General features: G+C 66.9%; 26 protein-coding genes. 17 read left to right on the plus strand and 9 right to left on the minus strand.

The window, feature by feature from the left end; all coding sequences use genetic code 11:
* The gene (locus tag ACFE7K_RS00590) at positions 1-336 is read right to left on the minus strand and encodes a hypothetical protein (RefSeq protein ID WP_375396206.1); all 336 of its coding nucleotides are present in this window, start codon (positions 334-336) and stop codon (positions 1-3) included.
* A gap of 85 nt (positions 337-421) precedes the next feature.
* Positions 422-1,303, minus strand: a complete 882-nt coding sequence (gene serB, locus ACFE7K_RS00595; RefSeq protein ID WP_375396207.1) for a phosphoserine phosphatase SerB — start codon at positions 1,301-1,303, stop codon at positions 422-424.
* 50 nt (positions 1,304-1,353) lie between these two features.
* Between serB and miaA the strand changes: the two genes are divergently transcribed.
* The 6 genes from miaA to ACFE7K_RS00625 all read left to right on the plus strand — a co-directional run bounded on the left by miaA (position 1,354) and on the right by ACFE7K_RS00625 (position 7,053).
* On the plus strand, positions 1,354-2,274 hold the full coding sequence (gene miaA / locus ACFE7K_RS00600) for a tRNA (adenosine(37)-N6)-dimethylallyltransferase MiaA (RefSeq protein ID WP_375396208.1): 921 nt from the start codon (positions 1,354-1,356) through the stop codon (positions 2,272-2,274).
* A gap of 77 nt (positions 2,275-2,351) precedes the next feature.
* A complete protein-coding gene (locus tag ACFE7K_RS00605; protein ID WP_375396209.1) occupies positions 2,352-4,100 on the plus strand; it encodes an acetolactate synthase 3 large subunit in 1,749 nt (582 codons plus the stop codon).
* A gap of 45 nt (positions 4,101-4,145) precedes the next feature.
* A complete protein-coding gene (gene ilvN / locus ACFE7K_RS00610) occupies positions 4,146-4,661 on the plus strand; it encodes an acetolactate synthase small subunit (RefSeq protein WP_375396210.1) in 516 nt (171 codons plus the stop codon).
* Positions 4,662-4,713: 52 nt separating this feature from the next.
* The gene (locus tag ACFE7K_RS00615) at positions 4,714-5,229 is read left to right on the plus strand and encodes a hypothetical protein (RefSeq protein ID WP_375396211.1); all 516 of its coding nucleotides are present in this window, start codon (positions 4,714-4,716) and stop codon (positions 5,227-5,229) included.
* 31 nt (positions 5,230-5,260) lie between these two features.
* Positions 5,261-6,280 (plus strand): ketol-acid reductoisomerase, encoded by a 1,020-nt coding sequence (gene ilvC / locus ACFE7K_RS00620; protein WP_375396212.1) that lies wholly within the window; start codon positions 5,261-5,263, stop codon positions 6,278-6,280.
* A gap of 131 nt (positions 6,281-6,411) precedes the next feature.
* On the plus strand, positions 6,412-7,053 hold the full coding sequence (locus ACFE7K_RS00625) for a YceI family protein (protein WP_375396213.1): 642 nt from the start codon (positions 6,412-6,414) through the stop codon (positions 7,051-7,053).
* 47 nt (positions 7,054-7,100) lie between these two features.
* On the opposite strand, the gene ACFE7K_RS00630 is transcribed toward ACFE7K_RS00625, so the two are convergent.
* Positions 7,101-7,505: a BLUF domain-containing protein gene (locus ACFE7K_RS00630; RefSeq protein WP_375396214.1), complete on the minus strand. Its 405-nt coding sequence runs from the start codon at positions 7,503-7,505 to the stop codon at positions 7,101-7,103.
* Between the two features lie 281 nt (positions 7,506-7,786).
* On the opposite strand from ACFE7K_RS00630, the gene leuA reads away from it, so the two are divergent.
* On the plus strand, positions 7,787-9,451 hold the full coding sequence (leuA, locus tag ACFE7K_RS00635; RefSeq protein WP_375396215.1) for a 2-isopropylmalate synthase: 1,665 nt from the start codon (positions 7,787-7,789) through the stop codon (positions 9,449-9,451).
* A 4-nt stretch (positions 9,452-9,455) separates the two neighbouring features.
* On the opposite strand, the gene ACFE7K_RS00640 is transcribed toward leuA, so the two are convergent.
* The 3 genes from ACFE7K_RS00640 to ACFE7K_RS00650 all read right to left on the minus strand — a co-directional run bounded on the left by ACFE7K_RS00640 (position 9,456) and on the right by ACFE7K_RS00650 (position 11,732).
* On the minus strand, positions 9,456-10,205 hold the full coding sequence (locus tag ACFE7K_RS00640) for an SDR family oxidoreductase (protein WP_375396216.1): 750 nt from the start codon (positions 10,203-10,205) through the stop codon (positions 9,456-9,458).
* Positions 10,206-10,225: 20 nt separating this feature from the next.
* Complete coding sequence (gene folE, locus ACFE7K_RS00645) at positions 10,226-10,846, minus strand: GTP cyclohydrolase I FolE (RefSeq protein WP_375396217.1); 621 nt, start codon at positions 10,844-10,846, stop codon at positions 10,226-10,228.
* Between the two features lie 271 nt (positions 10,847-11,117).
* Complete coding sequence (locus ACFE7K_RS00650; RefSeq protein ID WP_375396218.1) at positions 11,118-11,732, minus strand: TetR/AcrR family transcriptional regulator; 615 nt, start codon at positions 11,730-11,732, stop codon at positions 11,118-11,120.
* A gap of 23 nt (positions 11,733-11,755) precedes the next feature.
* Here ACFE7K_RS00650 and ACFE7K_RS00655 point away from each other — a divergent pair, with 23 nt between their 5' ends.
* Positions 11,756-12,655, plus strand: a complete 900-nt coding sequence (locus tag ACFE7K_RS00655; RefSeq protein ID WP_375396219.1) for an inositol monophosphatase family protein — start codon at positions 11,756-11,758, stop codon at positions 12,653-12,655.
* A 17-nt stretch (positions 12,656-12,672) separates the two neighbouring features.
* Positions 12,673-13,299, plus strand: coding sequence for an NAD(P)-dependent oxidoreductase (locus tag ACFE7K_RS00660; protein ID WP_375396220.1), 627 nt, complete (start codon positions 12,673-12,675; stop codon positions 13,297-13,299).
* Positions 13,300-13,447: 148 nt separating this feature from the next.
* On the opposite strand, the gene ACFE7K_RS00665 is transcribed toward ACFE7K_RS00660, so the two are convergent.
* The 3 genes from ACFE7K_RS00665 to ACFE7K_RS00675 form a co-directional block, all read right to left on the minus strand.
* Positions 13,448-14,002 (minus strand): DUF805 domain-containing protein, encoded by a 555-nt coding sequence (locus ACFE7K_RS00665; protein ID WP_375396221.1) that lies wholly within the window; start codon positions 14,000-14,002, stop codon positions 13,448-13,450.
* A gap of 55 nt (positions 14,003-14,057) precedes the next feature.
* A complete protein-coding gene (locus ACFE7K_RS00670) occupies positions 14,058-14,477 on the minus strand; it encodes a DUF805 domain-containing protein (protein WP_375396222.1) in 420 nt (139 codons plus the stop codon).
* 96 nt (positions 14,478-14,573) lie between these two features.
* Positions 14,574-16,082 carry a YifB family Mg chelatase-like AAA ATPase gene (locus ACFE7K_RS00675; protein ID WP_375396223.1) on the minus strand — a complete coding sequence of 503 codons (1,509 nt, stop codon included), beginning with the start codon at positions 16,080-16,082 and terminating at the stop codon, positions 14,574-14,576.
* 225 nt (positions 16,083-16,307) lie between these two features.
* On the opposite strand from ACFE7K_RS00675, the gene rpmH reads away from it, so the two are divergent.
* From rpmH to ACFE7K_RS00715, 8 genes are all read left to right on the plus strand, one after another.
* The gene (rpmH, locus tag ACFE7K_RS00680) at positions 16,308-16,442 is read left to right on the plus strand and encodes a 50S ribosomal protein L34 (protein ID WP_066589281.1); all 135 of its coding nucleotides are present in this window, start codon (positions 16,308-16,310) and stop codon (positions 16,440-16,442) included.
* A 119-nt stretch (positions 16,443-16,561) separates the two neighbouring features.
* Positions 16,562-16,888, plus strand: coding sequence for a ribonuclease P protein component (gene rnpA, locus ACFE7K_RS00685; protein WP_375396224.1), 327 nt, complete (start codon positions 16,562-16,564; stop codon positions 16,886-16,888).
* 7 nt (positions 16,889-16,895) lie between these two features.
* Positions 16,896-17,108: a membrane protein insertion efficiency factor YidD gene (gene yidD, locus ACFE7K_RS00690; RefSeq protein WP_375396225.1), complete on the plus strand. Its 213-nt coding sequence runs from the start codon at positions 16,896-16,898 to the stop codon at positions 17,106-17,108.
* 25 nt (positions 17,109-17,133) lie between these two features.
* Positions 17,134-18,843 (plus strand): membrane protein insertase YidC, encoded by a 1,710-nt coding sequence (gene yidC, locus ACFE7K_RS00695; RefSeq protein ID WP_375396226.1) that lies wholly within the window; start codon positions 17,134-17,136, stop codon positions 18,841-18,843.
* Positions 18,840-19,478, plus strand: a complete 639-nt coding sequence (gene yihA / locus ACFE7K_RS00700; protein WP_375396227.1) for a ribosome biogenesis GTP-binding protein YihA/YsxC — start codon at positions 18,840-18,842, stop codon at positions 19,476-19,478. Before yidC ends, yihA begins: the two co-directional genes overlap by 4 nt.
* A gap of 45 nt (positions 19,479-19,523) precedes the next feature.
* Positions 19,524-20,192 carry a glutathione S-transferase family protein gene (locus ACFE7K_RS00705; RefSeq protein ID WP_375396228.1) on the plus strand — a complete coding sequence of 223 codons (669 nt, stop codon included), beginning with the start codon at positions 19,524-19,526 and terminating at the stop codon, positions 20,190-20,192.
* A 94-nt stretch (positions 20,193-20,286) separates the two neighbouring features.
* Positions 20,287-21,399, plus strand: coding sequence for a succinyl-diaminopimelate desuccinylase (dapE, locus tag ACFE7K_RS00710; protein ID WP_375396229.1), 1,113 nt, complete (start codon positions 20,287-20,289; stop codon positions 21,397-21,399).
* Positions 21,371-21,613: a hypothetical protein gene (locus tag ACFE7K_RS00715; protein WP_375396230.1), complete on the plus strand. Its 243-nt coding sequence runs from the start codon at positions 21,371-21,373 to the stop codon at positions 21,611-21,613. The genes dapE and ACFE7K_RS00715 overlap by 29 nt, the downstream gene beginning before the upstream one ends.
* Positions 21,614-21,639 lie beyond the last annotated feature (26 nt).

Genomic DNA, 21,639 nt, shown 5'->3' on the forward strand with positions numbered 1-21,639 from the left:
TCACCAGGATTTGGGATCTTGCGGGTCCTTGCTTGCATTTAGAGGACAGGAGTTTGAGGCCGTGCCGTTGTCCCGGAGCAGCGCGAACGTCCAGTTTTCGTCCATCTTGCGATAGCTCAAGCCCGCGCTGGTGCCATCCGTCATCGTGAGCACATCGCCGTCGACGGTGAAATTGCCGGTTCCGCCATTCCGAGCCATATATTTGCCGGGACCGATCACCGAAAACTTGCCGATATCGCCGTAACAATCGTACACGCCGGCGGGAACAGACTGCGCCAGCGCTTGACCAGACGTAAGGCAGATCGAGGCTATCGCGGCACCGATCAATATCCTCATCACCGCATCTCCAGATGGAACCGGGAGAATTCTAGGGCCGGACGCTGCGGCTGGCAACATGTCGATCGGGGATGTCGATTGGGCGCTAATCAATCGCCCAATCCTGGCGCGCAATCCCTTGCGCATAAAGCAGCGCCGACAGGTCGCCATGGTCGATCCGCGCGCCCGCGGCGGCGGCGACCAACGGCTTGGCGTGATAGGCGACGCCCAGCCCCGCCGCGCGGATCATGTCGAGATCGTTGGCGCCGTCGCCCACCGCCAGCACCTGGTCAGGCGACAACCGGTATTCGTCGACCGCCGCCTGCAAGGTCGCCAGCTTGGTCGAGGCATCGACGATCGGCCTGGCAACAATGCCCGCCAGCTTGCCGTCGGCAATGTCCAGCCGGTTGGCGATGGCGCGGTCAAACCCGATCGCGCGCGCGACAGGCTCGGCAAAGCGCGTGAACCCGCCCGACACCAGGATCGCTGTCCCGCCGCGAGCCCGCATCGTGGCGACCAGCGCCTTTGCCCCGGGCATGATCTTTACCCGCTCATCGAGGCAGCGCTGGATCACGCCCTCATCCAGTCCTTTCAGCAGCGCGACGCGGGCATCGAGCGCCGCCGCGAAATCCAGCTCGCCGCGCATCGCCGCTTCGGTGATCGTCGCGATCTCGTGCTTGATGCCGGCATAATCGGCGAGTTCGTCGATACATTCGACGGTGATCATCGTCGAATCCATGTCGGCGATCAGCAGCTTCTTCTCGCGGCCGGCGGCGGGCTGGACGACGACGTCGACGCCAAGAATTGCTCCTTCCAGTGCGGACCGGGCGGCGTGTGGTGCCCGTGGGAACGGAATGTCAGCCGCCTTGTCCGGGTCGATCCAGGAAAGCTGACCCGGTTCGCAGCCGGCATCGAGCAACCGTCTTGCGGTGACCGCCAACGTGTCGTGATCGAGCATTTCGGCTGCTATCAACGTCGCGATGAACATGCGCGCTTCCATCATCTCGGTTCGGGCTGAGCAAGCGGAGGTCGGGCCTGATGGCACTTCCTAGGGTCGCGCTCATCGCAGGGCCGACCGCCAGCGGCAAGTCCGCGCTGGCGATGGCGATCGCCCGGCGGCATGACGGGGTGGTCGTCAACGCCGACAGCGCGCAGGTCTATCGCGACCTGCGCATTCTGTCGGCGCGCCCGTCGCCGGACGACGAGGCGGCCGTTCCGCACCGCCTGTTCGGCCATATCGACGGCGCCGACATTTGCTCGGCCGCGCGCTGGGCCGGCGATGCCCGCGTGGCGATCGCCGAGGCGCATGCGGCGGGCCAATTGCCGGTGCTGGTCGGCGGCACCGGCCTGTATCTGCGCACCTTGCTCGACGGTATCGCGCCGGTGCCGGAGGTCGCCCCCGCGATCCGTGCGGAGGTGCGCGCGCTGCCGGTTTCGGTCGCCCATGCCCGGCTGGCCGTGGCCGACCCCGCCGCCGCCATGCACCTCGCGCCTGCCGACACCATGCGGGTGGCCCGCGCGCTGGAGGTGAAGTTGTCGAGCGGGCGGACGCTGGCCGAGTGGCAGGCCCGGCGCGTCGGCGGGATCGGCGAGACGGTGACGCTGTTGCCGATGATCCTGCTGCCCGATCGCGACTGGCTGTTCGCGCGCTGCGACGCGCGGCTGGCGGCGATGGTCGCGGATGGCGGCGTCGACGAGGTGCGCGCGCTGCTGGCGCGACGCGACGTGCCCGCCGACGCCCCGGTGCGCATGGCGATCGGCATGCGCGAGATCGCGGCGATGCTGGCGGGCGAGATCAGCGAAGCGGCGGCGCTGGCTCAGGCCCGCCTGGCCACGCGCCGCTATGCCAAGCGGCAATATACGTGGTTCCGCAATCAGCCGCCGGTGGACTGGACACGAACCAATCACAACGAAACGAACAATATCATACATTTTTTTGAAAGTAAGTTACTTATATAGGGCTTGACGAGTTACTTTTGTAACTCTAGCAGCGCGCTTCCTTTGGCGCTATGGCACGCCACGAAAGGCTGGAACCGATGGCGAGCGAGAAAAGTGGCGCGGATATCCTGATCGAGGCGCTGTGCGACCTGGGGGTGGAAATCATCTTCGGCTATCCCGGCGGCGCCGTCCTGCCGATCTATGACGCCCTGTTCCGGCAAAAGCGTATCCGCCATATCCTGGTTCGCCACGAACAGGCGGCGACGCACGCCGCGGAAGGCTATGCGCGATCGACCGGCAAGCCCGGCGTGGTGCTCGTCACCTCGGGCCCCGGCGCGACCAATGCGGTCACCGGCATCACCGACGCGCTGATGGATTCGATCCCGATGGTGGTGATCACCGGCCAGGTCGCGACGCACCTGATCGGCTCCGACGCGTTCCAGGAAGCCGACACGATCGGTATCACCCGCCACTGCACCAAGCACAATTACCTGGTGAAGGACCCCGCGCGGCTGGGCCCGGTCATTCATGAGGCGTTCCATATCGCGACCAGCGGGCGGCCGGGGCCGGTGGTGGTCGACATCCCCAAGGACGTCCAGGTCGCCACCGCCAGATATGCCCGGCCTGGCCCGATCCAGCACAAGACCTATCGCCCGCAGGTCAAGGCCGACCAGGGCGCGATCGAGCAATTGGTCGACATGCTGGCGGCGGCCGAGCGTCCGGTACTCTATACCGGCGGCGGGATCATCAATGCGGGGCCGGGAGCATCGCAATTGCTGCGCGACCTGGCGCGGATCACCGGCGCGCCGGTCACCTCGACGCTGATGGGGCTCGGCGCCTTTCCGGCGTCCAGCCCGCAATGGCTGGGCATGCTGGGGATGCACGGCACCTACGAAGCCAATTGGGCGATGAACCAGGCCGATCTGATCGTCAATCTGGGCGCGCGGTTCGACGATCGCGTGACCGGGCGGCTCGATGCGTTCGCGCCGCATGCCCGCAAGGCCCATGTCGACATCGACCGGTCGAGCATCAACAAGATCGTCCGCATCGACCTGCCCATCGTCGCCGATGTCGGCCGCGCGCTGGAGGACATGGTCCGCGTGTGGAAAGCGCGCCAGCATCCCAGGCCCGATTTGTCCGATTGGTATGCGCGGATCGACGGCTGGCGGGCAAAGCGCAGCCTCGACTTCATCGATCCGGCGCACGAGATCATGCCGCAACGCGCGATCCGCGCCTTGTGGGAGGCAACGCATGCCCGCAGTCCGATCATCACCACCGAAGTGGGCCAGCACCAGATGTGGGCCGCGCAGCATTTCGGTTTCGAGGCGCCCAACAAATGGCTGACCTCGGGCGGCCTGGGCACGATGGGCTATGGCCTGCCCGCGGCGATCGGCGCGCAACTGGGCAACCCCAACGCGCTGGTCATCGACATTGCCGGCGAGGCGTCGATCCAGATGAACATCCAGGAACTGGGGACGGCGTCGCAATACCGGCTGCCGGTGAAGGTCTTCATCCTCAACAACGAATATATGGGCATGGTCCGCCAGTGGCAGGAACTGACCTATTCGAGCCGCTATGCGGAAAGCTATTCGGATTCGCTGCCCGATTTCGTCAAGCTGGGCGAGGCCTATGGCTGGAAGGGCATCCGCATCGAACAGCGCGACCAGCTCGACGACGGCATTGCCGACATGCTGGCGCATGACGGCCCGGTGATCGTCGATTGCCGCGTGGCGAAGCTCGCCAATTGCTTCCCGATGATCCCGTCGGGCGCCGCGCATACCGACATGATGCTCCAGGTCGCCGAAATCTCCGGCGAGATGAACGACGAAGCGAAGGCGCTGGTGTGATGCGTGAGATCGGCAAAATCCTTTCCGGGACGCGGAGGGATTAAGATGCACATCGAGGAACAGACCGCCGAGCGGCATACGCTGGCCGTGATCGTCGACAACGAACCGGGCATCCTGGCGCGGATCGCCGGCCTGTTCACCGCGCGCGGCTATAATATCGAGAGCCTGACGGTCAGCGAGATCACCGCCGACAAGGCGGTCAGCCGGATCACCATCGTCACCTCAGCCAGTCCGCCGGTGCTCGAACAGATCGTGGCGCAGCTCGACCGCCTGGTCCCCGTCCACAAGGTGCGCGACCTGACCGCAGAGGGCGACCATGTCGAGCGCGAACTGGCGCTGGTCAAGGTGCAGGGCAGCGGCGACCATCGCATCGAGGCATTGCGGCTGGCCGATGTCTACCGCGCGCGGGTGGTCGACGCGACCACGTCGAGCTTCGTGTTCGAAGTGACCGGGGGCACGAGCAAGATCGACAAGTTCGTCGAGCTGATGGGCGAAGTCGGCCTGATCGAGGTCGCACGCACCGGCATCGTCGCGATCACCCGGGGGCGCGAGGCGGCCTGATTATTTCCAGTCGAAAATCGTACCAACGCTGACGACGAGCGAGATCACGCCGGTGGGCAACAACAATAACGGCATGTCGGTGACGGCGGTCAGTATGCCGGGCCATATAGGCCATAATATCAGGCATAATGCCTGGGGCGCGCCGGAACCGGTAATCGTCATTACGACAATCTCGCTGCTCGTCACCGTTTTCGCGGGCTTGTTCCAAAAGCGCCGCCAAATCACATGCAATGCCGGGAACGCCACGGTGGAAATAAGGACGGCCACCGAGAGGGAGGGGTTGATGGATGTTGCCCCCGATCCCCCCATTCAGGAAACAGCCGCGCCGGAATCGTCGGACTCCGCGCTTGCCGTTTGCACGGTCAGCGCGCGTTCCTTGAATGCTCCCGAAAATACCGTAACAGCCAGGCCAATTGCCGCGCCAACGATGGGCAGTAATTCCGGCACCGCCGCTAACGTTATGCCTGCCAGAGCTGCGCTTACGCCCGCGCCCGTAGCCAGACTGCCCAAGGTCAAGAAGGCTTTATCGAAAACCGACGGTCGCATGACTCGTGAACGTAGATATTGAATCGAACCACGTCAATCAAAGGGAGCTAGCAATGCGTGTCTATTACGATCGCGACGCCGATCTGAACCTGATCTCGACCAAGAAGATCGCGATCGTCGGTTACGGGTCGCAAGGCCATGCCCATGCCCAGAACCTGCGCGATTCGGGCGTGAAGGAGGTCGCGGTCGCGCTGCGCGACGGCTCGACGACCGCCCGGAAGGCGATCGATGCCGGCTTCCGGGTGATGTCGAACAAGGAAGCCGCCGGGTGGGCCGACATCCTGATGATCCTGGCGCCCGACGAGCACCAGGCGGCGATCTGGGAGAACGACCTGAAGGGCTACATGAAGCCCGGCGCCGCAATTGCCTTCGCGCACGGCCTGAACGTCCATTTCGGGTTGATCGAGCCGCCCGCCGACATCGACGTCATCATGATCGCGCCCAAGGGTCCGGGCCACACCGTGCGCAGCGAATATGTCAAGGGCGGCGGCGTCCCCTGCCTCATCGCGATCCACCAGGATGCGAGCGACAACGCGCACGACATCGCGCTGGCCTATGCCTCGGGCGTCGGCGGAGGCCGGTCGGGCATCATCGAGACGAACTTTAAGGAAGAATGCGAGACCGACCTGTTCGGCGAGCAGGCGGTGCTGTGCGGCGGCATCACGCACCTGATCCAGGCCGGGTTCGAGACGCTGGTCGAGGCCGGCTATGCCCCCGAAATGGCGTATTTCGAGTGCCTGCACGAGACCAAGCTAATCGTCGACCTGCTCTATGAAGGCGGCATCGCCAACATGCGCTATTCGATCAGCAACACCGCCGAATATGGCGACATCACCACCGGGCCCAGGATCATCACTGCCGAGACCAAGGCCGAGATGAAGCGCGTGCTCGCCGACATTCAGGGCGGCCGCTTCGTCAAGAATTTCGTCCTCGACAACCGCGCCGGCCAGCCCGAACTCAAGGCCGCGCGCAAGGCCGCCGCCGCGCACCCGATCGAGCGGGTTGGCGCCGAACTGCGCGCGATGATGCCGTGGATCGGGGCCAACAAGCTGGTCGACAAGGACCGGAACTGATGCCGGTCCCGACGAACGGAAACGTTGCGTTGCCGTTCCACCGTTTGACGGCGGCGATGCAAGCGGGCACCCTCCCTGTCAGCTAGAACTTGCCCGCCCCCCGGGACTTGCCCGCTCACGGAGTCACCCATATGCGCCATACTGCAGCCTTGATCGCCGCCACCACTCTCATCGCCGTCCCCGTGATCGCGCAGCAGGCGATGACCAGGCCGGGATCGAAGAATCCCGCCTTGGTCACGGCTGGCAGCTATACGGTCGATCCCGGCCATACGCTGGTTGAATGGACCGTCGATCACATGGGTTTCACCCCCTATTTCGGGTTGTTCGGCGACATTACCGGCAAGCTGACGCTCGATCCCAAAAAACTGTCGGCGGCAACGGTCACGGTGACGATCCCGGTATCGAAGATCACCACGGTCAATGCCGCGCTGACCGCGCACTTGACAAGGCCGTCGGCGTCCGGCGGCAAGCCCGACTTTTTCGGCCCGGCGGCGGCCGACGCGACGTTCGTTTCGACCTCTGTCGTCCCCAGCGGCGCGCAAAAGGCGAAGGTGACCGGCAATCTGACCCTGAACGGCGTCACCAGGCCCGTGATCCTCGACGCCGAATTCTATGGCGCGGGCAAGACGCCCCCGCAGATGGGCGGCAAGGAAGCGCTGGGCTTCACCGCTAAGGGCGTCATCAAGCGGAGCGCGTTCGGCCTGGGCTTCGGAGTGCCGGTGGTCGGTGACGACGTCACGCTGAAGATCGCGGCCGGCTTCACCAAGGACTGACGGACACCGCCGCCACCCTGCCCCTTCCCGCGTTTCGAGGCAGATGCTCAGGCGGCCGTCGCCGGGCGGATCCGTGCGAAGCCTTCGAAATGCGCCCGCACCACCGGGGCCGCGCCGGCCACCAGTTGGTCGATCCGATCGGTCACGGCATCGCGATCCCTCTCCGTCCTGCGCGCGGCCATCGCCCAGGCGCCGAACTCGCTTTGATCGATGATCCGGCTGGACAGCGTCACCATTGCGCGATGCCGGGGGTCGTCGGCGATCCTGGCCAAGGTCGTCCGGACGGCCAGGTCGCTTCCCTCCAGCGCCTGCATGAAGCGCTTGCCGTCGAAATACAGCAGCCCGGTAATGCCGGCGTCGGCATTGTTGCGGCGAGACTGGGCGAGTATCGCTGTGACCTCGGATTCGCCGACGCCCGGCGCCACGGTGCTGATATAGACGATCTGCAACATGAACATCTTCCGCTTGTGGTGCTTGCCGAACCTGAACCATTCATATGAATCAACCGTAACTTGACGCAGGTTAGGGGTAGAGATCGACCGGCATTCGGCCTTATGCGGCAATCCACTGGATTTGTGCCCTCCGGTCGGTTAACGGGTTTTCGCGATGAGCGTGTCGATCCTTCTTTCGCTGCTTCGACTTACGCGCCCTTAGGCGCGGCCTCGCCCGCGTGCCCTGCGTACGCAACCCGCCTAAGGGCCTGACCCGTCCGCCTTACCCCAGCGAGAGAGCCATGCTGCGCGACCCATCGACCAAATACCGCCCCTTCCCGACCATCGACCTGCCCGACCGGCAATGGCCGAGCCGTACGATAACGCATCCGCCGCGCTGGCTGTCGACCGATCTGCGCGACGGCAATCAGGCGCTGATCGATCCGATGGACGGCGAGCGCAAGACGCGGTTCTTCGACCTGCTGGTCAAGGTCGGACTGAAAGAGATAGAGGTCGGGTTCCCGAGCGCGGGCGCGACCGAATTCGACTTCATTTTCGGGCTGGTGCGATCGGGACGCGTGCCCGACGACGTGACGATCCAGGTATTGACCCAGGCCCGCCGCGACCTGATCGAGACCAGCTTCGACAGCCTGCGCGGCAGTCCGCGGGCGATCGTCCATCTCTACAACGCCTTGTCGCCGGCCTGGCGCCGGATCGTGTTCCAGATGACCCGCGACGAGATCCGCCAGATCGCGGTCGACGGCGCGAAGATGCTGCGCGACGGTGCCGCCGCGCGGCCGGCCACCGACTGGCAATTCGAATACAGTCCCGAAACCTTCTCGACCGCCGAACTCGACTTCAGCCTGGAGGTCTGCGCGGCGGTGATGGAGGTCCTGCGCCCCACCCCCCGCCGGCCGCTGATCCTCAACCTGCCCGCCACGGTCGAGTGCGCAACGCCCAACGTCTATGCCGACCAGATCGAATATTTCGGGCGGCATATCCCGGATCGCGATTGCGTCGTCATCAGCCTCCATACGCATAACGACCGCGGCACCGGGGTGGCGGCGGCGGAACTCGGGATGATGGCGGGCGCCGACCGGGTCGAAGGTTGCCTGCTCGGCAATGGCGAACGCACCGGCAATTGCGATCTGGTGACGGTCGCGCTCAACATGTATACTCAAGGCGTTGATCCGGGGCTCGATTTGTCGGACATCGACGCGGTGGTGAACACCGTCACCTATTGCAACCAGCTGCCGGTCCATCCGCGCACGCCTTATGCCGGCGACCTGGTGTTCACCGCCTTTTCGGGCAGCCACCAGGACGCGATCAAGAAGGGATTCGCCGCGCAGGCCGAGCGCAACGACGGCTTCTGGGAAGTCCCCTATCTGCCGATCGATCCCCATGACCTGGGCCGCGATTACGAGGCGGTGATCCGGGTCAATTCGCAAAGCGGCAAGGGCGGCGTCGCCTGGGTGCTCGAACAGGACAAGGGACTGAAACTGCCCAAGCGGCTGCAGGCCGATTTCAGCCGCCACGTCCAGGCGCTGGCCGATCGCACCAGCCGCGAGCTCGACGCCGCCGACATCTGGGCGTCGTTCGTTGAAACCTATCGGGTCGAGGGGCCGCAGCGGCTGACGCTGGGCGCCTATGACGAGACGCGCGCCACCAATGGCGACCGGCTGTTCGCCGGGGACATCCAGGTCGACGGGACCCACCGGTCGGTCAGCGGGCGCGGCAACGGCCTGATCTCCAGCGTGCTTGCCGCGCTGGACGAGGGCTTCGGCATCAGGCTCGACGTCGCCGATTATGTCGAGCATGCGATCGGCAAGGGCAGCGACGTCCGCGCCGCCGCCTATGTCGAATGCCGCACGCCCGATGGCGCGACGATATGGGGTGTCGGCATCGACGAGGACATCGCCACCGCCAGCGTCCGCGCAGTGCTGAGCGCGGCCAACCGGATCGCCTGACGGTTCACGCGTCCAGGTTGGTGAAGTCGCCGTCCCATTGCGTCAGGCGGGCGCCGGCATCGACGAACAGCACCTGTCCGGTCACCGATCGCGCGCCGGCCAGGTATAGAACGGCGTCGCCGATATCGTCGGGCGACGGAAGGCGGTGGAGCGGCATCATCGTGCGCAGCCGGTTGATCAGCTCGGGAGAATAATCCTCGGTCGGCATGGTCAGGCCGGGGGCGACCGCATTGACCCGGATCGCCGGCGCCAGCACGCGCGCGGCAATCTCGGTAAGCCCGGCCAGCGCCATCTTCGACAGCGTATAGGCGAACTGGTCGCCATGCGGACGCACGATCCGCTGGTCGACGATGTTGATGACCGAGCGCTCGCCATCCGCGCGGGCGGGCACGGCAAGTGCGGCGAAATGCTGGGTGAGCAAGGCCGGCGCGGCGCAATTGACCGCATAATGTTCGGCGAGCGCCGCCGGCGTCGTATCGGCCAGCCGGTCCTGTCCGAACAACGACGCGCTGTTGACCAGAAGGTCGGGCGCGCGTCCCCATTGCTCGACCACCGCCGGGAGCAGGGCCTCGGCGGCCGCCAGGTCGGCAAAGTCGGCGACGGCGACTCTGAAGCGGGCGTTCGCCGCGGCCAGCACGGCCGCCATCTTGGGCGTGGGCGCGATGTCGTGATGCGCGTGCAGCGCCAGATCCCAGCCAGCCTGCGCCAGCCGCACGGCGATCGCGGCGCCCAGCCGACGACAGCCGCCGGTCACCAGCGCAAGCGGCCTTTTGCTCAGTTGATCAACTCCATCAGCGCCAGGACTTCCTTGCGGCTGCGATCGTCGGAGCGGAACACCCCCATCATCCGGCTGGTCACCATCGCCACGCCCGGAGTGCGCACGCCGCGCGCGGTCATGCAGGCGTGCGTCGCCTCGATCACGACCGCGACCCCCTGCGGCTTCAGGTTTTCCCAGATGCAATCGGCAACCTCGGCGGTCAGCCGTTCCTGCACCTGCAGCCGCCGGGCGAAACCGTGCAGCACGCGGGCGAGCTTGGAGATGCCGACGACATGGTCCTTGGGCAGATAGGCGATGTGCGCGCGGCCGATGATCGGCGCCATGTGATGTTCGCAATGCGACTGGAACGGAATATCCTTCAGCAGCACGATCTCGTCGTAACCGCCGACCTCCTCGAACACCCGGCTCAGGTGGCGGGCGGGATCGTCGTCATAGCCCTGGCAATATTCCTTCCACGCGCGCGCGACGCGCAACGGCGTGTCGACCAATCCCTCCCGCAAGGGATCATCGCCGGTCCAGCGGATCAGCGTGCGGATCGCGTCGGCGACATTATCGGGAACGGGGATCTTGGGCGACGACGCGACCAGGTCGCCATCCTCGATATCGTCTTCGTTCAAGGGCACTGCGGTAACGGCTCCACGGCACGAAATAATATCCTAAGCTAGGAGCACCGCCCATTAAAAACCAGCGAAAACCCTGATCCGGGTCGGGACGGCCTGACCTCCAGGTCGGATCGACAGATAGGTGTTGTCACGGTCGGCGGTCAGCGTCGCGAATACCCGCTCCCAGACTCCGGCATGGCACCAGCGATGCACCGTCTTCCACTTGCCATGGCGCTCGGGCGGGTGCTGCCAGTGTGCGCCGAACGCAGCACCCACAAACATCCGTTCACGAACAAGAAAGCCTGCTGTCCAGATAGCCGAACACGGCCCGGCCGACGCGGTGTCTGAGCCCGGGAAGGTCGGTCTCGGCCAGACGGGCGGCGGAGTCCACCATCGCCCGGACCACCGCGAGGATATCCTCCACCGCCCGGCGATCGATGTCGCGGTCGTACGCGTTAAGGCAGTGCTGGATCACGGCCCTGAGCTCCTCTGCGGTCCGGCCCAGCTGGTCGGCGAGCGGCAGGCGTTCTTCGAGCATGTCGAGCAGCCGGGCCAGGGCCGGACGTCGGAACTGGTGAAACACGGCGATGTCGATCATCCGCTCGAGCCCCGCCCGGCCGTCCGGAACACCCTTGAGCGGAGCCATGTCCTCCATCAGCGACCGCGTCTCGCGGGCGATCAGGGCACCGGTGATCGCGTCCTTGCTGCCGAAATACTGGTATAGCGATCCGATGCTGACGCCGCCGCGTTCGGCGATCGTGTTGGTCGAGTAGCCGCCGAGTCCCTCCGTCTCGAGAATGCGAGCAGCCGCCTCGACGATCGCGCCGACGGTCTCCGCCGAACGGCGCTGTCGCGGCGTCTTGCGAGGGGCGAGCTCCGTTTCGGTGGCACGATTCTTCATGAACCCGGGAAGCGAGTAGCTTTATGAGCGATTACTCGCAATCCTGTCACTCGACGATCGGAGGGACGGAGTTGGAAGATTGCAGCGCTGTTATCAATCGCGAGGGGAGCGGCATCGCTGCCGGTTCTGCGCCGGCCGACGTAGAGTTGCTGCGGGGCGTAGTCGGTGCGGTTGAGGAAGCCGGACGTCGGCTCCAGGAGCGGTTCTCGCCCGAGTCCCGTCCCGCCGACGGTGCCGCGCTTGTCGGGGCCGTGGAGGTGAACGACGCCATATCGACCGCGGTGCTGCGCCCTGCGCTCGTCGCCCTCCGGCCGGGCGTGCATTGGATGGAGCGTGGCGACGGGGACGAGCGCATTCCGGCGGGCGAGTGGTGGGTGGTCGACGCCTGCGAAGGGAACGTGAACCACGTCCACGGCATGAACGACTGGGGTGTCGTCGCCACGCTGGCGCGCGATGCCGAGCCCGTGCTGAGCGCGGTGGCGATGCCGGCCTGGGGAGAGACCTACTCCTCGGTCCGCGGCGGTGGCGCCCACGCGGGGACGAGGCGGCTCCGGGTATCCTGCAAGTCGGACCTGCGCGCGGCCCTGGTCTCGACCGCCCAGGCCAAGCCGGACGAGGGTCCCGAGGCCCGAAGGCGGCATGGGCGGTCGGCCGCCGCCATGCTGGAGACGGCGCTGCTCGTGCGGATGGCGGTGCCGACCACGGTCGAGCTCGTCCGTGTCGCGGCTGGGCACCTGGACGGCTTCTGGCAATTCTCGGACGTTCGGTCCGGGCTGATGGCCGGTGCGCTCCTGGTGTCCGAGGCCGGCGGGATCGTCACCGACGCTCGCGGGCTGGCCTGGACCGGGCGGAGCGACAGCATCGTCGCTGCCGGTCCCGGCGTGCACGGGAGCATGGTCGCAGCGCTCGGCGGTGTCGCGTGATCGGCGGGAGGAAGGCGATGAGGATCCTGGTCCTGGGGGCAACGGGCGGCACCGGACGGCGGATCGTCGAGACGGCCGTCGCCGATGGGCACGAGGTGGTCGCGCTCGTGCGGTCGGTCGAACGCGCTCGCGACATAGAAGGCGCGAGGCTGGTCGAGGGTGACGCCCGCGACGCGAGCGCCGTCGCCGCGGCGCTGGAGGGCTGTTCGGCAGTCGCGTGCTCGCTCGGCGCGCCGATCAGCCTTTTCGGCCGGGTCGACATATTGTCGGAGGCGACGCGTGTGCTGGTGTCCGCGATGACGCGGGGCGGCACGCGCCGGCTGATCTGCGTCACCGGCATCGGCGCGGGGAACAGCCGCGGGCACGGCGGCTTCCTGTACGACCGCCTGATCCAGCCCGTCCTGCTGCGCACGGTCTATCAGGACAAGGACCGGCAGGAAGAGATCGTCCGCGCGAGTGGCCTCGACTGGGTCCTGGTCCGCCCCGTCATGCTGACGGATGGTGCGCCCGCGGCAGCCCGGGCCAGCGCCGATCCCTCCGTTCCGCACGGACGCAGCGTGTCGCGAGCCACCGTCGCGCGCTTCATCCTGGATCAGGCGATTGGAGACGAGTGGCTGCGGCAAGCGCCCATCGTCTGGTCCTGAAGCAACGAGCAACAGCGATAGTCGAGCTTCATTAGGCATATCGTCGCCGCAATGGCGGCATCGGGCGGTCAGACCGCTGGCTTTGGCCTAGGTCGGATCGTCCATTGCGCCTCGCTTACCTCGTATCGCTTTATCCCATCCATCCGGCCTAGCCGAACGTCCGCGCCAGATCGGCATCGGGAGCGAGCGGATCGGGGCCGAAGCGGTTGCGGCCGCTGGTGCCGGGCAGGCACAGGAATACCAGCAGCACGATCGCGCAGATCACGCCGATCCCCACCAACACCGCGCCGGCGATGATCAGCGCAGCCTGCGGCGCGATCATCGCCATGACGATCATCACCGCCCCGACCAGATAGGGACCGACCGGCAGCAGGAGCCACCAGCCGCTTCGGTCGGTATCGTGCAGCCGGCGCACCTGCACCGCCAGATTGGGGAGAAGGATCGCAAGGCTGAATATCCCGCTCAGGATGCCAGTGCGCGTCATGGCGCCGAAATTGTAGCCGAAATTGTAGGCGGCGCTGCCCGAGTTCAGCGTGTTGGTCCGATCGAACGTGGTTTCTCCGCCCAGGCCGAATGCCGCGTCGAGCGCGCTGAGCACGACCGACGCGAGGATGACGAACAGCACCCACAGCCAGAATTCCTTGCGCCGCGACCGCCCCTGAAAGTCGGCATAGCGCCTGAGCGGCATCAACATCCACCGCATCTCACCCCCCTCGCGCGAAAGCGCGACGGCGCGCCTGAAACGCGCCGTCGCTTCGTCATCGAAAGATCCCGGCGACCTGCGCGCCGGTCGGATCGAGCGGATCGGGACCGAACTTATTGGGCCCCTTCGTCCCCGGCAGGCACATCAGCACCAGCACGACGATACCGCCAAGGTACGGTATCAGGCCGATCAGCACGAGCCAGCCGGTCTTGTCCTGGTCATGCAGCCGCCGCACCTGCACCGCGATCGACGGCACGATGAGCCCGAGCAGGACGATGGCAAAGACGGCGTACAGCAGATAGACGACGGCCATCGTGCCGCCGCCGCGCGGCATGCCGGCGACGACCAGGGCGAGCAGCCCCGCCATCAGCGCGTACAGGATCACGATACCCAGGGCGAACATCCAATATTCCGATCGGCTCGATCGTCCCTGAAAGTCGGCATAACGCCTGAGCGGCACTAACATCTGTTCCATCGGCTTCCCCCGTTTGATCTCCTGCGGCTGTCCGCGGCGGCAGACTGGCGCGGGACGGGACGAATTTCAACCACCAAGCGGGCATGGTGCCCGTGATCAGCCGGTCGGCGGTCGGCGGCGATAGCTCAGCGCCTCGGCGATATGCACCCGCCTCACGTCGCCGGCGCCCGCCAGGTCGGCGATGGTGCGCGCGACTCGCAATATCCGGGCATAGCCCCGGGCGGACAGCCGCATCGCGGCGGACGCCTGGGCGAGCAACTGGCGGCCGGGCTCGTCGGGCGTCGCCGCCGCCGCCAGCACGTCACCCTCCGCTTCGGCATTGGTTCGCGCGGCGGCATCGGCGTAACGCGCGCGCTGCACCGATCGCGCGGCGGCGACCCGCGCGGCGACCTGGGCGGACCCCTCCGCCGGCGGCGGCAGGACAAGGTCGGCGGCGCTCACCGCCTGGACCTCGACATGCAGGTCGATGCGGTCGAGCAGCGGCCCCGACACTTTCGCCTGGTAATCGGCGGCGCAACGCGGCGCCCGCGCGCACGCCAGCGCGGCATCCCCCAGATGTCCGCAGCGGCATGGATTCATCGCCGCGACCAGCTGGACGCGCGCCGGAAAGGTGACGTGCGCGTTGGCGCGCGCCACGCTGACCGTGCCGGTCTCGAGCGGCTGGCGCAGCGAATCGAGTACCGCGCGCTGGAATTCGGGGAGTTCGTCGAGGAACAGCACGCCGAGATGCGCGAGGCTGACCTCGCCCGGCCGCACGCGCAGGCCGCCGCCGACCAACGCCGCCATCGAGGCCGAATGATGCGGGCTGCGAAACGGCCGCGCGGTGGTGATCCGACCGCCGTCCAGCGTCCCCGCGATCGACTGGACCATCGACGCCTCCAGCGCCTCGCCGGCGTCCAGCGGCGGCAGGATGCCGGGCAGGCACGACGCCATCAGCGACTTGCCCGCGCCCGGCGGGCCGACCATCAGCAAATTGTGCCCGCCGGCCGCCGCAATCTCCAGCGCGCGCTTGGCGGTCTCCTGCCCCTTGACCTGACGGAGATCGGGGCCGGTCGCCGCCACCGCCGCCTCGCCCGGGCGCGGCGCGGCGATCAGCTGGGTCCCCTTCAGGTGGTTGAGCAGCGACAGGATGTCGGGCGCGGCGACGACGTCCACCGATCCCGCCCACGCCGCCTCGGCGCCCTGCACCGCCGGACAGATCAGCCCCCTGCCCTTGGTCGAGGCGTGGAGCGCGGCCAGCAGCACGCCGGGCGACGGCGCGATCCGGGCGTCGAGCCCCAGCTCGCCGACCACGACGAAGTCGCCCAGCGTCTCGGCATCGACCACGCCCATTGCGCCGAGCAGGGCCAGGGCGATCGGCAGGTCGAAATGCGTGCCCTCCTTGGGCAGGTCGGCGGGCGACAGGTTGACGACGATCCGCTTGGGCGGCAGCGACAGGCCGATCGCCGCGATCGCCCCGCGCACCCGCTCGCGGCTTTCCCCCACCGCCTTGTCGGCGAGACCGACGACGGTGAAGCTGGGGATCCCGGCGATCAGGCTGACCTGCACCTCGACCCCCCGCGCCTCCAGCCCGAGATAGGCGACCGTGGAAACGAGCGCGGTCACCGGAGGACGAGCCGGCGATGAACGCTGAAGAGAACGCCGAAGACCAACGCCTCCCCCCGCGCAGTGTTGCCCCGCCCGACCATAGCCGCAAACGACCGGACGAACAGGCCGATTCGTCGGCCGGTCGCGTTGACTTGGCACGGGGTTGGGGGTATCGGCGCCGGCCAAGAGGCCGTCCCTCCCGGGGCGGCCGTTTCGCGTTGGCATGATCTTAGGGAATGAACGATGAAGCGGACCTTTCAGCCGAGCAACCTGGTGCGCGCGCGCCGGCACGGCTTCCGCGCGCGGATGGCGACGGTGGGCGGTCGCAACGTGATCCGCGCCCGCCGCAATCGCGGCCGCAAGAAGCTGTCGGCTTAACGTCTGGTCCTGCTTTGCAGGATGTTGGTGCCGGCCCGCTCCCCCACCTGGCTTCCCAATCGATTTATCCCATGGAAGGCCGGATGGGGGAGCGGGCCGGCACCGTTCCCAGTATAGCCATGACAACTCTCACAAAACGGCGCGATTTCCTGGCCGCCAATGGCGGTCGGCGCGCACCCATGCCGGCCTTCGTGCTGCTGGTCCGCGATCGCGGTGACGGCGATCCGGCAATGCGCATCGGCTATACCGTGACCAGGAAGATCGGCAATGCGGTGGTCCGCAACCGCATCAAGCGGCGCTTTCGCGCGCTGGCGCGATCGGTGCTGCCCATGGGCGGCGTGCGCGGCGCCGACCATGTCCTGATCGGCCGCAGCGAGGCGCTGGTCCGCGACTTCGCGCGGCTGGAAGGCGATCTGGCCAAGGCATTGCGCAAGGTCGCGCGATGATCGTCCGATGATCGCCCGGCTGCTGATCCTGCTGGTAGTCGGGTGGCAAAGGGGGCCGTCGGCGATGATGCCCCCGACCTGCCGGTTCCAGCCGTCGTGTTCGGCCTATGCAATAACCGCGCTTCGCCGCTATGGCGCGCTGAAGGGCGGGTGGCTGGCGATCAGGCGGATCGGCCGATGCCATCCCTGGGGCGGGTATGGCCCCGATCCCGTCCCCTGATTTCTGACCGAAGGCTGCCGCGCGGGTGAATAACGACAATCGCAATTTCCTGACGTTCGCGGTGATCGCCGCGCTGATCCTGTTCGGCTGGCCGCTGATTGCCGGCCGCCTGTTCCCTACCGCCAATCCGCCGGTGACCCGGGTCGAGGGCGGCAAGACCAGGGTCCAGCCCAATCCCGGGGCGGATCCCACCGCCGATTCGCCGGGTGCGCTGCGCGACCGCGCGGCAGTACTGAAGGAAAGCCCGCGCGTCGTCATCGACACGCCGACGCTGAAGGGATCGATCAACCTGAAGGGCGTGCGGATCGACGACCTGATCCTGGTCCAGTACAAGGAGACGATCGCCAAGGATTCGGCGCCGATCCGCCTGTTGTCCCCATCGGGCGCCGCGAATGCGTATTTCACCGGCTTCGGCTGGCGCGACGACGGGCTGAAGCCGCCGACCGGCGACACGGTGTGGACCGCGTCGTCGTCCGTGCTGGCGCCGGGCAGGCCGGTCACGCTGACCAGCGCCAACGCCCAGGGCCAGCGCTTCGCGATCCGCATTGCGATTGACGACGGCTATATGTTCACGATCGACCAGATGGTGGCCAATGGCGGCAATGCGGCGGTGCCGGTGGCGCCGTACGGCCTGGTCAGCCGCGCGGGCGTGCCCACCGATCCCGATACCTGGACGATCCAGATCGGGCCAATGTCGGTGCATGAGGGCAAGGCCGATTACGGGACGAACTTCAAGGACGTCGACAAGGGGCCGCAACGTTTCACAACGGCCGGCGGGTGGCTGGGCTTTACCGACAAATATTGGCTTACCGCGCTGATCCCCGATCAGAAGGCGCCGTTCGACGGCCAGTTCCGCGCCGGCGCGAACAAGGCGTACCAGGCCGATTATGCCCGCCAGCCCCGCATGCTCGCCCCCGGCACGTCGCTGACCCAGACCAGCCACTTCTTCGCCGGCGCCAAGGAAGTCCGCCTGCTCGATTCGTACGAACAGAAACTGGGTATCGACGACCTCAGCTTCGCGATCGACTGGGGCTGGTTCTGGATGGTCGAGAAACCGATCTTCTACTATCTCGACTGGCTGTTCCGCACGGTCGGCAATTTCGGCGTGGCGATCATGCTGCTGACGCTGACCATCCGCCTGCTGATCTTCCCGATCGCCCAGCGCCAGTTCGCCAGCATGGCGGCGATGCGCGCGATCCAGCCGAAGATGAAGGCGCTCCAGGAAAAGCACAAGGACGACAAGGTTCGCCAGCAACAGGAAGTGATGGCGCTGTACAAGACCGAAGGCGTCAATCCGCTTGCCGGCTGCGCGCCGACGCTGCTCCAGATCCCGATCATGTATTCGCTGTACAAGGTGCTGCTGCTGACGATCGAGATGCGCCACCAGCCGTTCGGCCTGTGGATCCGCGACCTGTCGGCGCCCGACCCGCTGACGCCGATCAACCTGTTCGGCCTGCTGGCCTTTTCCCCGCCGCACTTCATCGCGATCGGCGTGATCCCGATCCTGCTGGGCGTATCGATGTGGCTTCAGTTCCGGATGAATCCGGCGCCGATGGACGAGGCGCAGAAACAGGTCTTCGCACTGATGCCGTGGGTGCTGATGTTCGTCATGGCGCCCTTCGCGGTGGGCCTCCAGGTATATTGGATCACGTCGAACCTGCTGACCGTGCTGCAGCAACGCATCCTCTATGCGCGGCATCCGGCGCTCAGGCAGCCGGTGGCCAAGGTGCAGTGACGGCGTTCGGTGACGATGCGATCGAGGCGGCGCGCAGGATCTTCGCCGGGCCGGTCGGGTTCCTCAAGTCAGCGCCGGCGCTTGAGCATCTGCCTGACGCGGTCGTCCCCGAAGTGGCGTTTGCGGGCAGGTCGAACGTCGGCAAGTCGTCGCTGCTCAACGCGCTGACCAACCGCAATGGTCTCGCGCGCACCTCGAACACGCCGGGGCGGACGCAGGAGCTGAACTTCTTCGACATGGGCGATCCGCTCGCGTTCCGGCTGGTCGACATGCCGGGCTATGGCTTTGCCAAGGCGCCCAGGGACGTGGTCCGCACATGGCGGTTCCTGATCAACGACTTCCTGCGCGGGCGCGACGTGCTGAAGCGCGCGCTGGTGCTGGTCGATGCGCGCCACGGCCTGAAGGATGTCGACCGCGAGGTGATGGACATGCTCGACAAGGCGGCGGTCAGCTATCGCCTGGTCCTGACCAAGGCCGACAAGATCAAGCCGACCGACCTCGACCGCGTCATCGGCGAGACCCGGGCCGAGGCCCGCCAACGCCCCGCCGCGCATCCCGACATCCTGGCGACGTCGAGCGAGACCGGGCTCGGCATCGCCGCCCTGCGCGCCGCGGTCATCGAGGCGATCGGGTAGGATCCAGGCTTGTGAAGGTGCCTTGCCTGCCGCTATCGCCGGCGCATGCTCAAGCTCATCATCGGCAACAAGGCCTATTCCAGCTGGTCGCTGCGCGGCTGGCTGGCCTGCAAGCAATCGGGATTGCCGTTCGAGGAGGTCGTCGTCCCGCTGTACGACGCCGATTGGGACAAGCGCCGGCAAGGCGACGAGTTCGCGCCGTCATCGGGCAAGGTGCCGATCCTGTGGGACGGCGACATCGTCGTGTGGGACAGCCTGGCGATCGTCGAGTTCCTGGACGACCGCACCGGCGGCGAGAAGTTCTGGCCCCATGGCGACGCCGCGCGCGCGATGGCGCGATCGATGGCCGCCGAGATGCATTCGGGGTTCGCCGCCTTGCGCAGCAAGCACGGGATGAATATCCGCAACGTCTATCCGCCGTCACGGCCCGACAACGACGTGCTGGCCGAACTGGAGCGGCTGATGGAATTGTGGGCGCAGGCGCGGGCCCGGTTCGGCGGCGACGGCGAATTTCTGTTCGGCGATTTCGGCGCGGCCGATATCATGTTCGCCCCCGTCTGCACGCGGATCGCGACCTATTCGCTGCCGATCGCGCGCTTTGCCGGGCCGTACGTCACCGCCGTCCTCAACCATCCCTTCCTGCAGGACTGGATCGCCGCCGCGCAGGAGGAGGATTGGGTGATCGAGAAGTTCGAGCAACCGGCGGCGGCCTAGGGTGCGCCAATCGGGATAGTCGCCGGCGCGGGGGCGCGGGGATTGTGTCGAGGTCGAGCTTGGGCAATGCCGTCTTCTTTGCTGGAGACCTTTGGTGCCGGATGTCGTCGAGCTGGCCAGGGCGCTGATCGCCGCCGACAGCGTCACACCGGCGCGCGGGGCGGTCTTCGACGTGCTCGCCCGCTCGCTTGCCGACATCGGGTTCGACGTCGATCGCTTCGTGGTCGGCGAGGCGCCCGACGGCCCGGTCGAGAACATGATCGCCACCCGTCCTGGCAGCGGGCGCCATCTCGCCTTTGCCGGACACCTGGACGTCGTGCCGCCGGGCGAAGGCTGGACCGGCGGCGCGTTCGATCCGGTGGTGCGCGACGGCCTGCTATACGGGCGCGGCGCGGTCGACATGAAGGGGGCGGTCGCCGCGTTCGCCGCGGCCGCGGGCCGCGCCGGGGGATCCACGCTGACGCTGCTGATCACCGGCGACGAGGAAGGGCCGGCGACCCATGGCACGCGCGCGATCATCGAGCGCATGGCGACGCGGCACATCGCGCCGGACATGTGCATCGTCGGCGAACCGACATCGACCGCGCGGATCGGCGATACCGTCAAGATCGGGCGGCGCGGATCGCTCAACGTCTGGATCGAGATACCGGGACGGCAGGGCCATGTCGCCTATCCGCACCTGGCCGACAATCCGATCACGCCGCTGATCGCCGCGCTCGCCCGGCTGCAGGCGATCGAGCTCGACACCGGCACGGCGTGGTTCCAGCGATCGAACCTCGAGATCACCGATGTGGCGGTCGGCAACCCGGCGGCCAACGTCATCCCGGCCAAGGCGGGCGCGCGGCTGAGCATCCGCTTCAACGACCTGCATCGCGGCGAGGACCTGATCCGGCTGGTGGAGGCGACGGTGCGCGCCCATGCGCCCGGCGCACGGTTCAGGGCACGCATCTCGGGCGAGGCGTTCCTGACCGCGCCGGGCGCGCTGTCGGCGCTGGTCGTCGCCGCGATCGCCGAGGTGGCCGGGGTGACGGCCGAGTTGTCGACCACCGGCGGCACCAGCGACGCCCGGTTCCTGGTCAAATTGTGCCCGACCGTCGAACTCGGACTGGTCAACGCGACCATGCACAAGGTCGACGAGGCGGTGACGCTGGACGACCTGGCGATGCTGACCGCGATCTATGCGCGGATCATCGAACGCGCGGCGTGAGACGCAATCCTTCATCGGTGGCTGTTCGACCTTTATCGCCTGGTGCGCGGGGCTGGCTTTGTACATCGAGATGAACCTCGCCAGCCTGTTCACCCTGCTGCTGGCGGTGCTGGCCGATTACCGCGTTACCCGGAAGGGGTGGAGCGCCAGCAATACAAGCCCGTTGCGTTCGGCACCGGCATCTGGATCACGTTATTCCCGCTTGGGCTTGTGATCATCGAACGCATCGAGCTGCGCGAA

This window comes from uncultured Sphingomonas sp., from assembly GCF_964244265.1.
Taxonomy (GTDB): Bacteria; Pseudomonadota; Alphaproteobacteria; order Sphingomonadales; family Sphingomonadaceae; genus Sphingomonas.

Bases quoted from the DNA above. Each gene is read 5' to 3' on its own strand.
- ACFE7K_RS00590 (WP_375396206.1), bottom strand. From the start codon at position 336: ATGAGGATATTGATCGGTGCCGCGATAGCCTCGATCTGCCTTACGTCT.
- serB (WP_375396207.1), bottom strand. From the start codon at position 1,303: ATGTTCATCGCGACGTTGATAGCAGCCGAAATGCTCGATCACGACACG.
- miaA (WP_375396208.1), top strand. From the start codon at position 1,354: ATGGCACTTCCTAGGGTCGCGCTCATCGCAGGGCCGACCGCCAGCGGC.
- ACFE7K_RS00605 (WP_375396209.1), top strand. From the start codon at position 2,352: ATGGCGAGCGAGAAAAGTGGCGCGGATATCCTGATCGAGGCGCTGTGC.
- ilvN (WP_375396210.1), top strand. From the start codon at position 4,146: ATGCACATCGAGGAACAGACCGCCGAGCGGCATACGCTGGCCGTGATC.
- ilvC (WP_375396212.1), top strand. From the start codon at position 5,261: ATGCGTGTCTATTACGATCGCGACGCCGATCTGAACCTGATCTCGACC.
- ACFE7K_RS00625 (WP_375396213.1), top strand. From the start codon at position 6,412: ATGCGCCATACTGCAGCCTTGATCGCCGCCACCACTCTCATCGCCGTC.
- ACFE7K_RS00630 (WP_375396214.1), bottom strand. From the start codon at position 7,505: ATGTTGCAGATCGTCTATATCAGCACCGTGGCGCCGGGCGTCGGCGAA.
- leuA (WP_375396215.1), top strand. From the start codon at position 7,787: ATGCTGCGCGACCCATCGACCAAATACCGCCCCTTCCCGACCATCGAC.
- ACFE7K_RS00650 (WP_375396218.1), bottom strand. From the start codon at position 11,732: ATGAAGAATCGTGCCACCGAAACGGAGCTCGCCCCTCGCAAGACGCCG.
- ACFE7K_RS00655 (WP_375396219.1), top strand. From the start codon at position 11,756: ATGAGCGATTACTCGCAATCCTGTCACTCGACGATCGGAGGGACGGAG.
- ACFE7K_RS00660 (WP_375396220.1), top strand. From the start codon at position 12,673: ATGAGGATCCTGGTCCTGGGGGCAACGGGCGGCACCGGACGGCGGATC.
- ACFE7K_RS00665 (WP_375396221.1), bottom strand. From the start codon at position 14,002: ATGCGGTGGATGTTGATGCCGCTCAGGCGCTATGCCGACTTTCAGGGG.
- ACFE7K_RS00670 (WP_375396222.1), bottom strand. From the start codon at position 14,477: ATGGAACAGATGTTAGTGCCGCTCAGGCGTTATGCCGACTTTCAGGGA.
- rpmH (WP_066589281.1), top strand. From the start codon at position 16,308: ATGAAGCGGACCTTTCAGCCGAGCAACCTGGTGCGCGCGCGCCGGCAC.
- rnpA (WP_375396224.1), top strand. From the start codon at position 16,562: ATGACAACTCTCACAAAACGGCGCGATTTCCTGGCCGCCAATGGCGGT.
- yidD (WP_375396225.1), top strand. From the start codon at position 16,896: ATGATCGCCCGGCTGCTGATCCTGCTGGTAGTCGGGTGGCAAAGGGGG.
- ACFE7K_RS00705 (WP_375396228.1), top strand. From the start codon at position 19,524: ATGCTCAAGCTCATCATCGGCAACAAGGCCTATTCCAGCTGGTCGCTG.
- ACFE7K_RS00715 (WP_375396230.1), top strand. From the start codon at position 21,371: ATGCGCGGATCATCGAACGCGCGGCGTGAGACGCAATCCTTCATCGGT.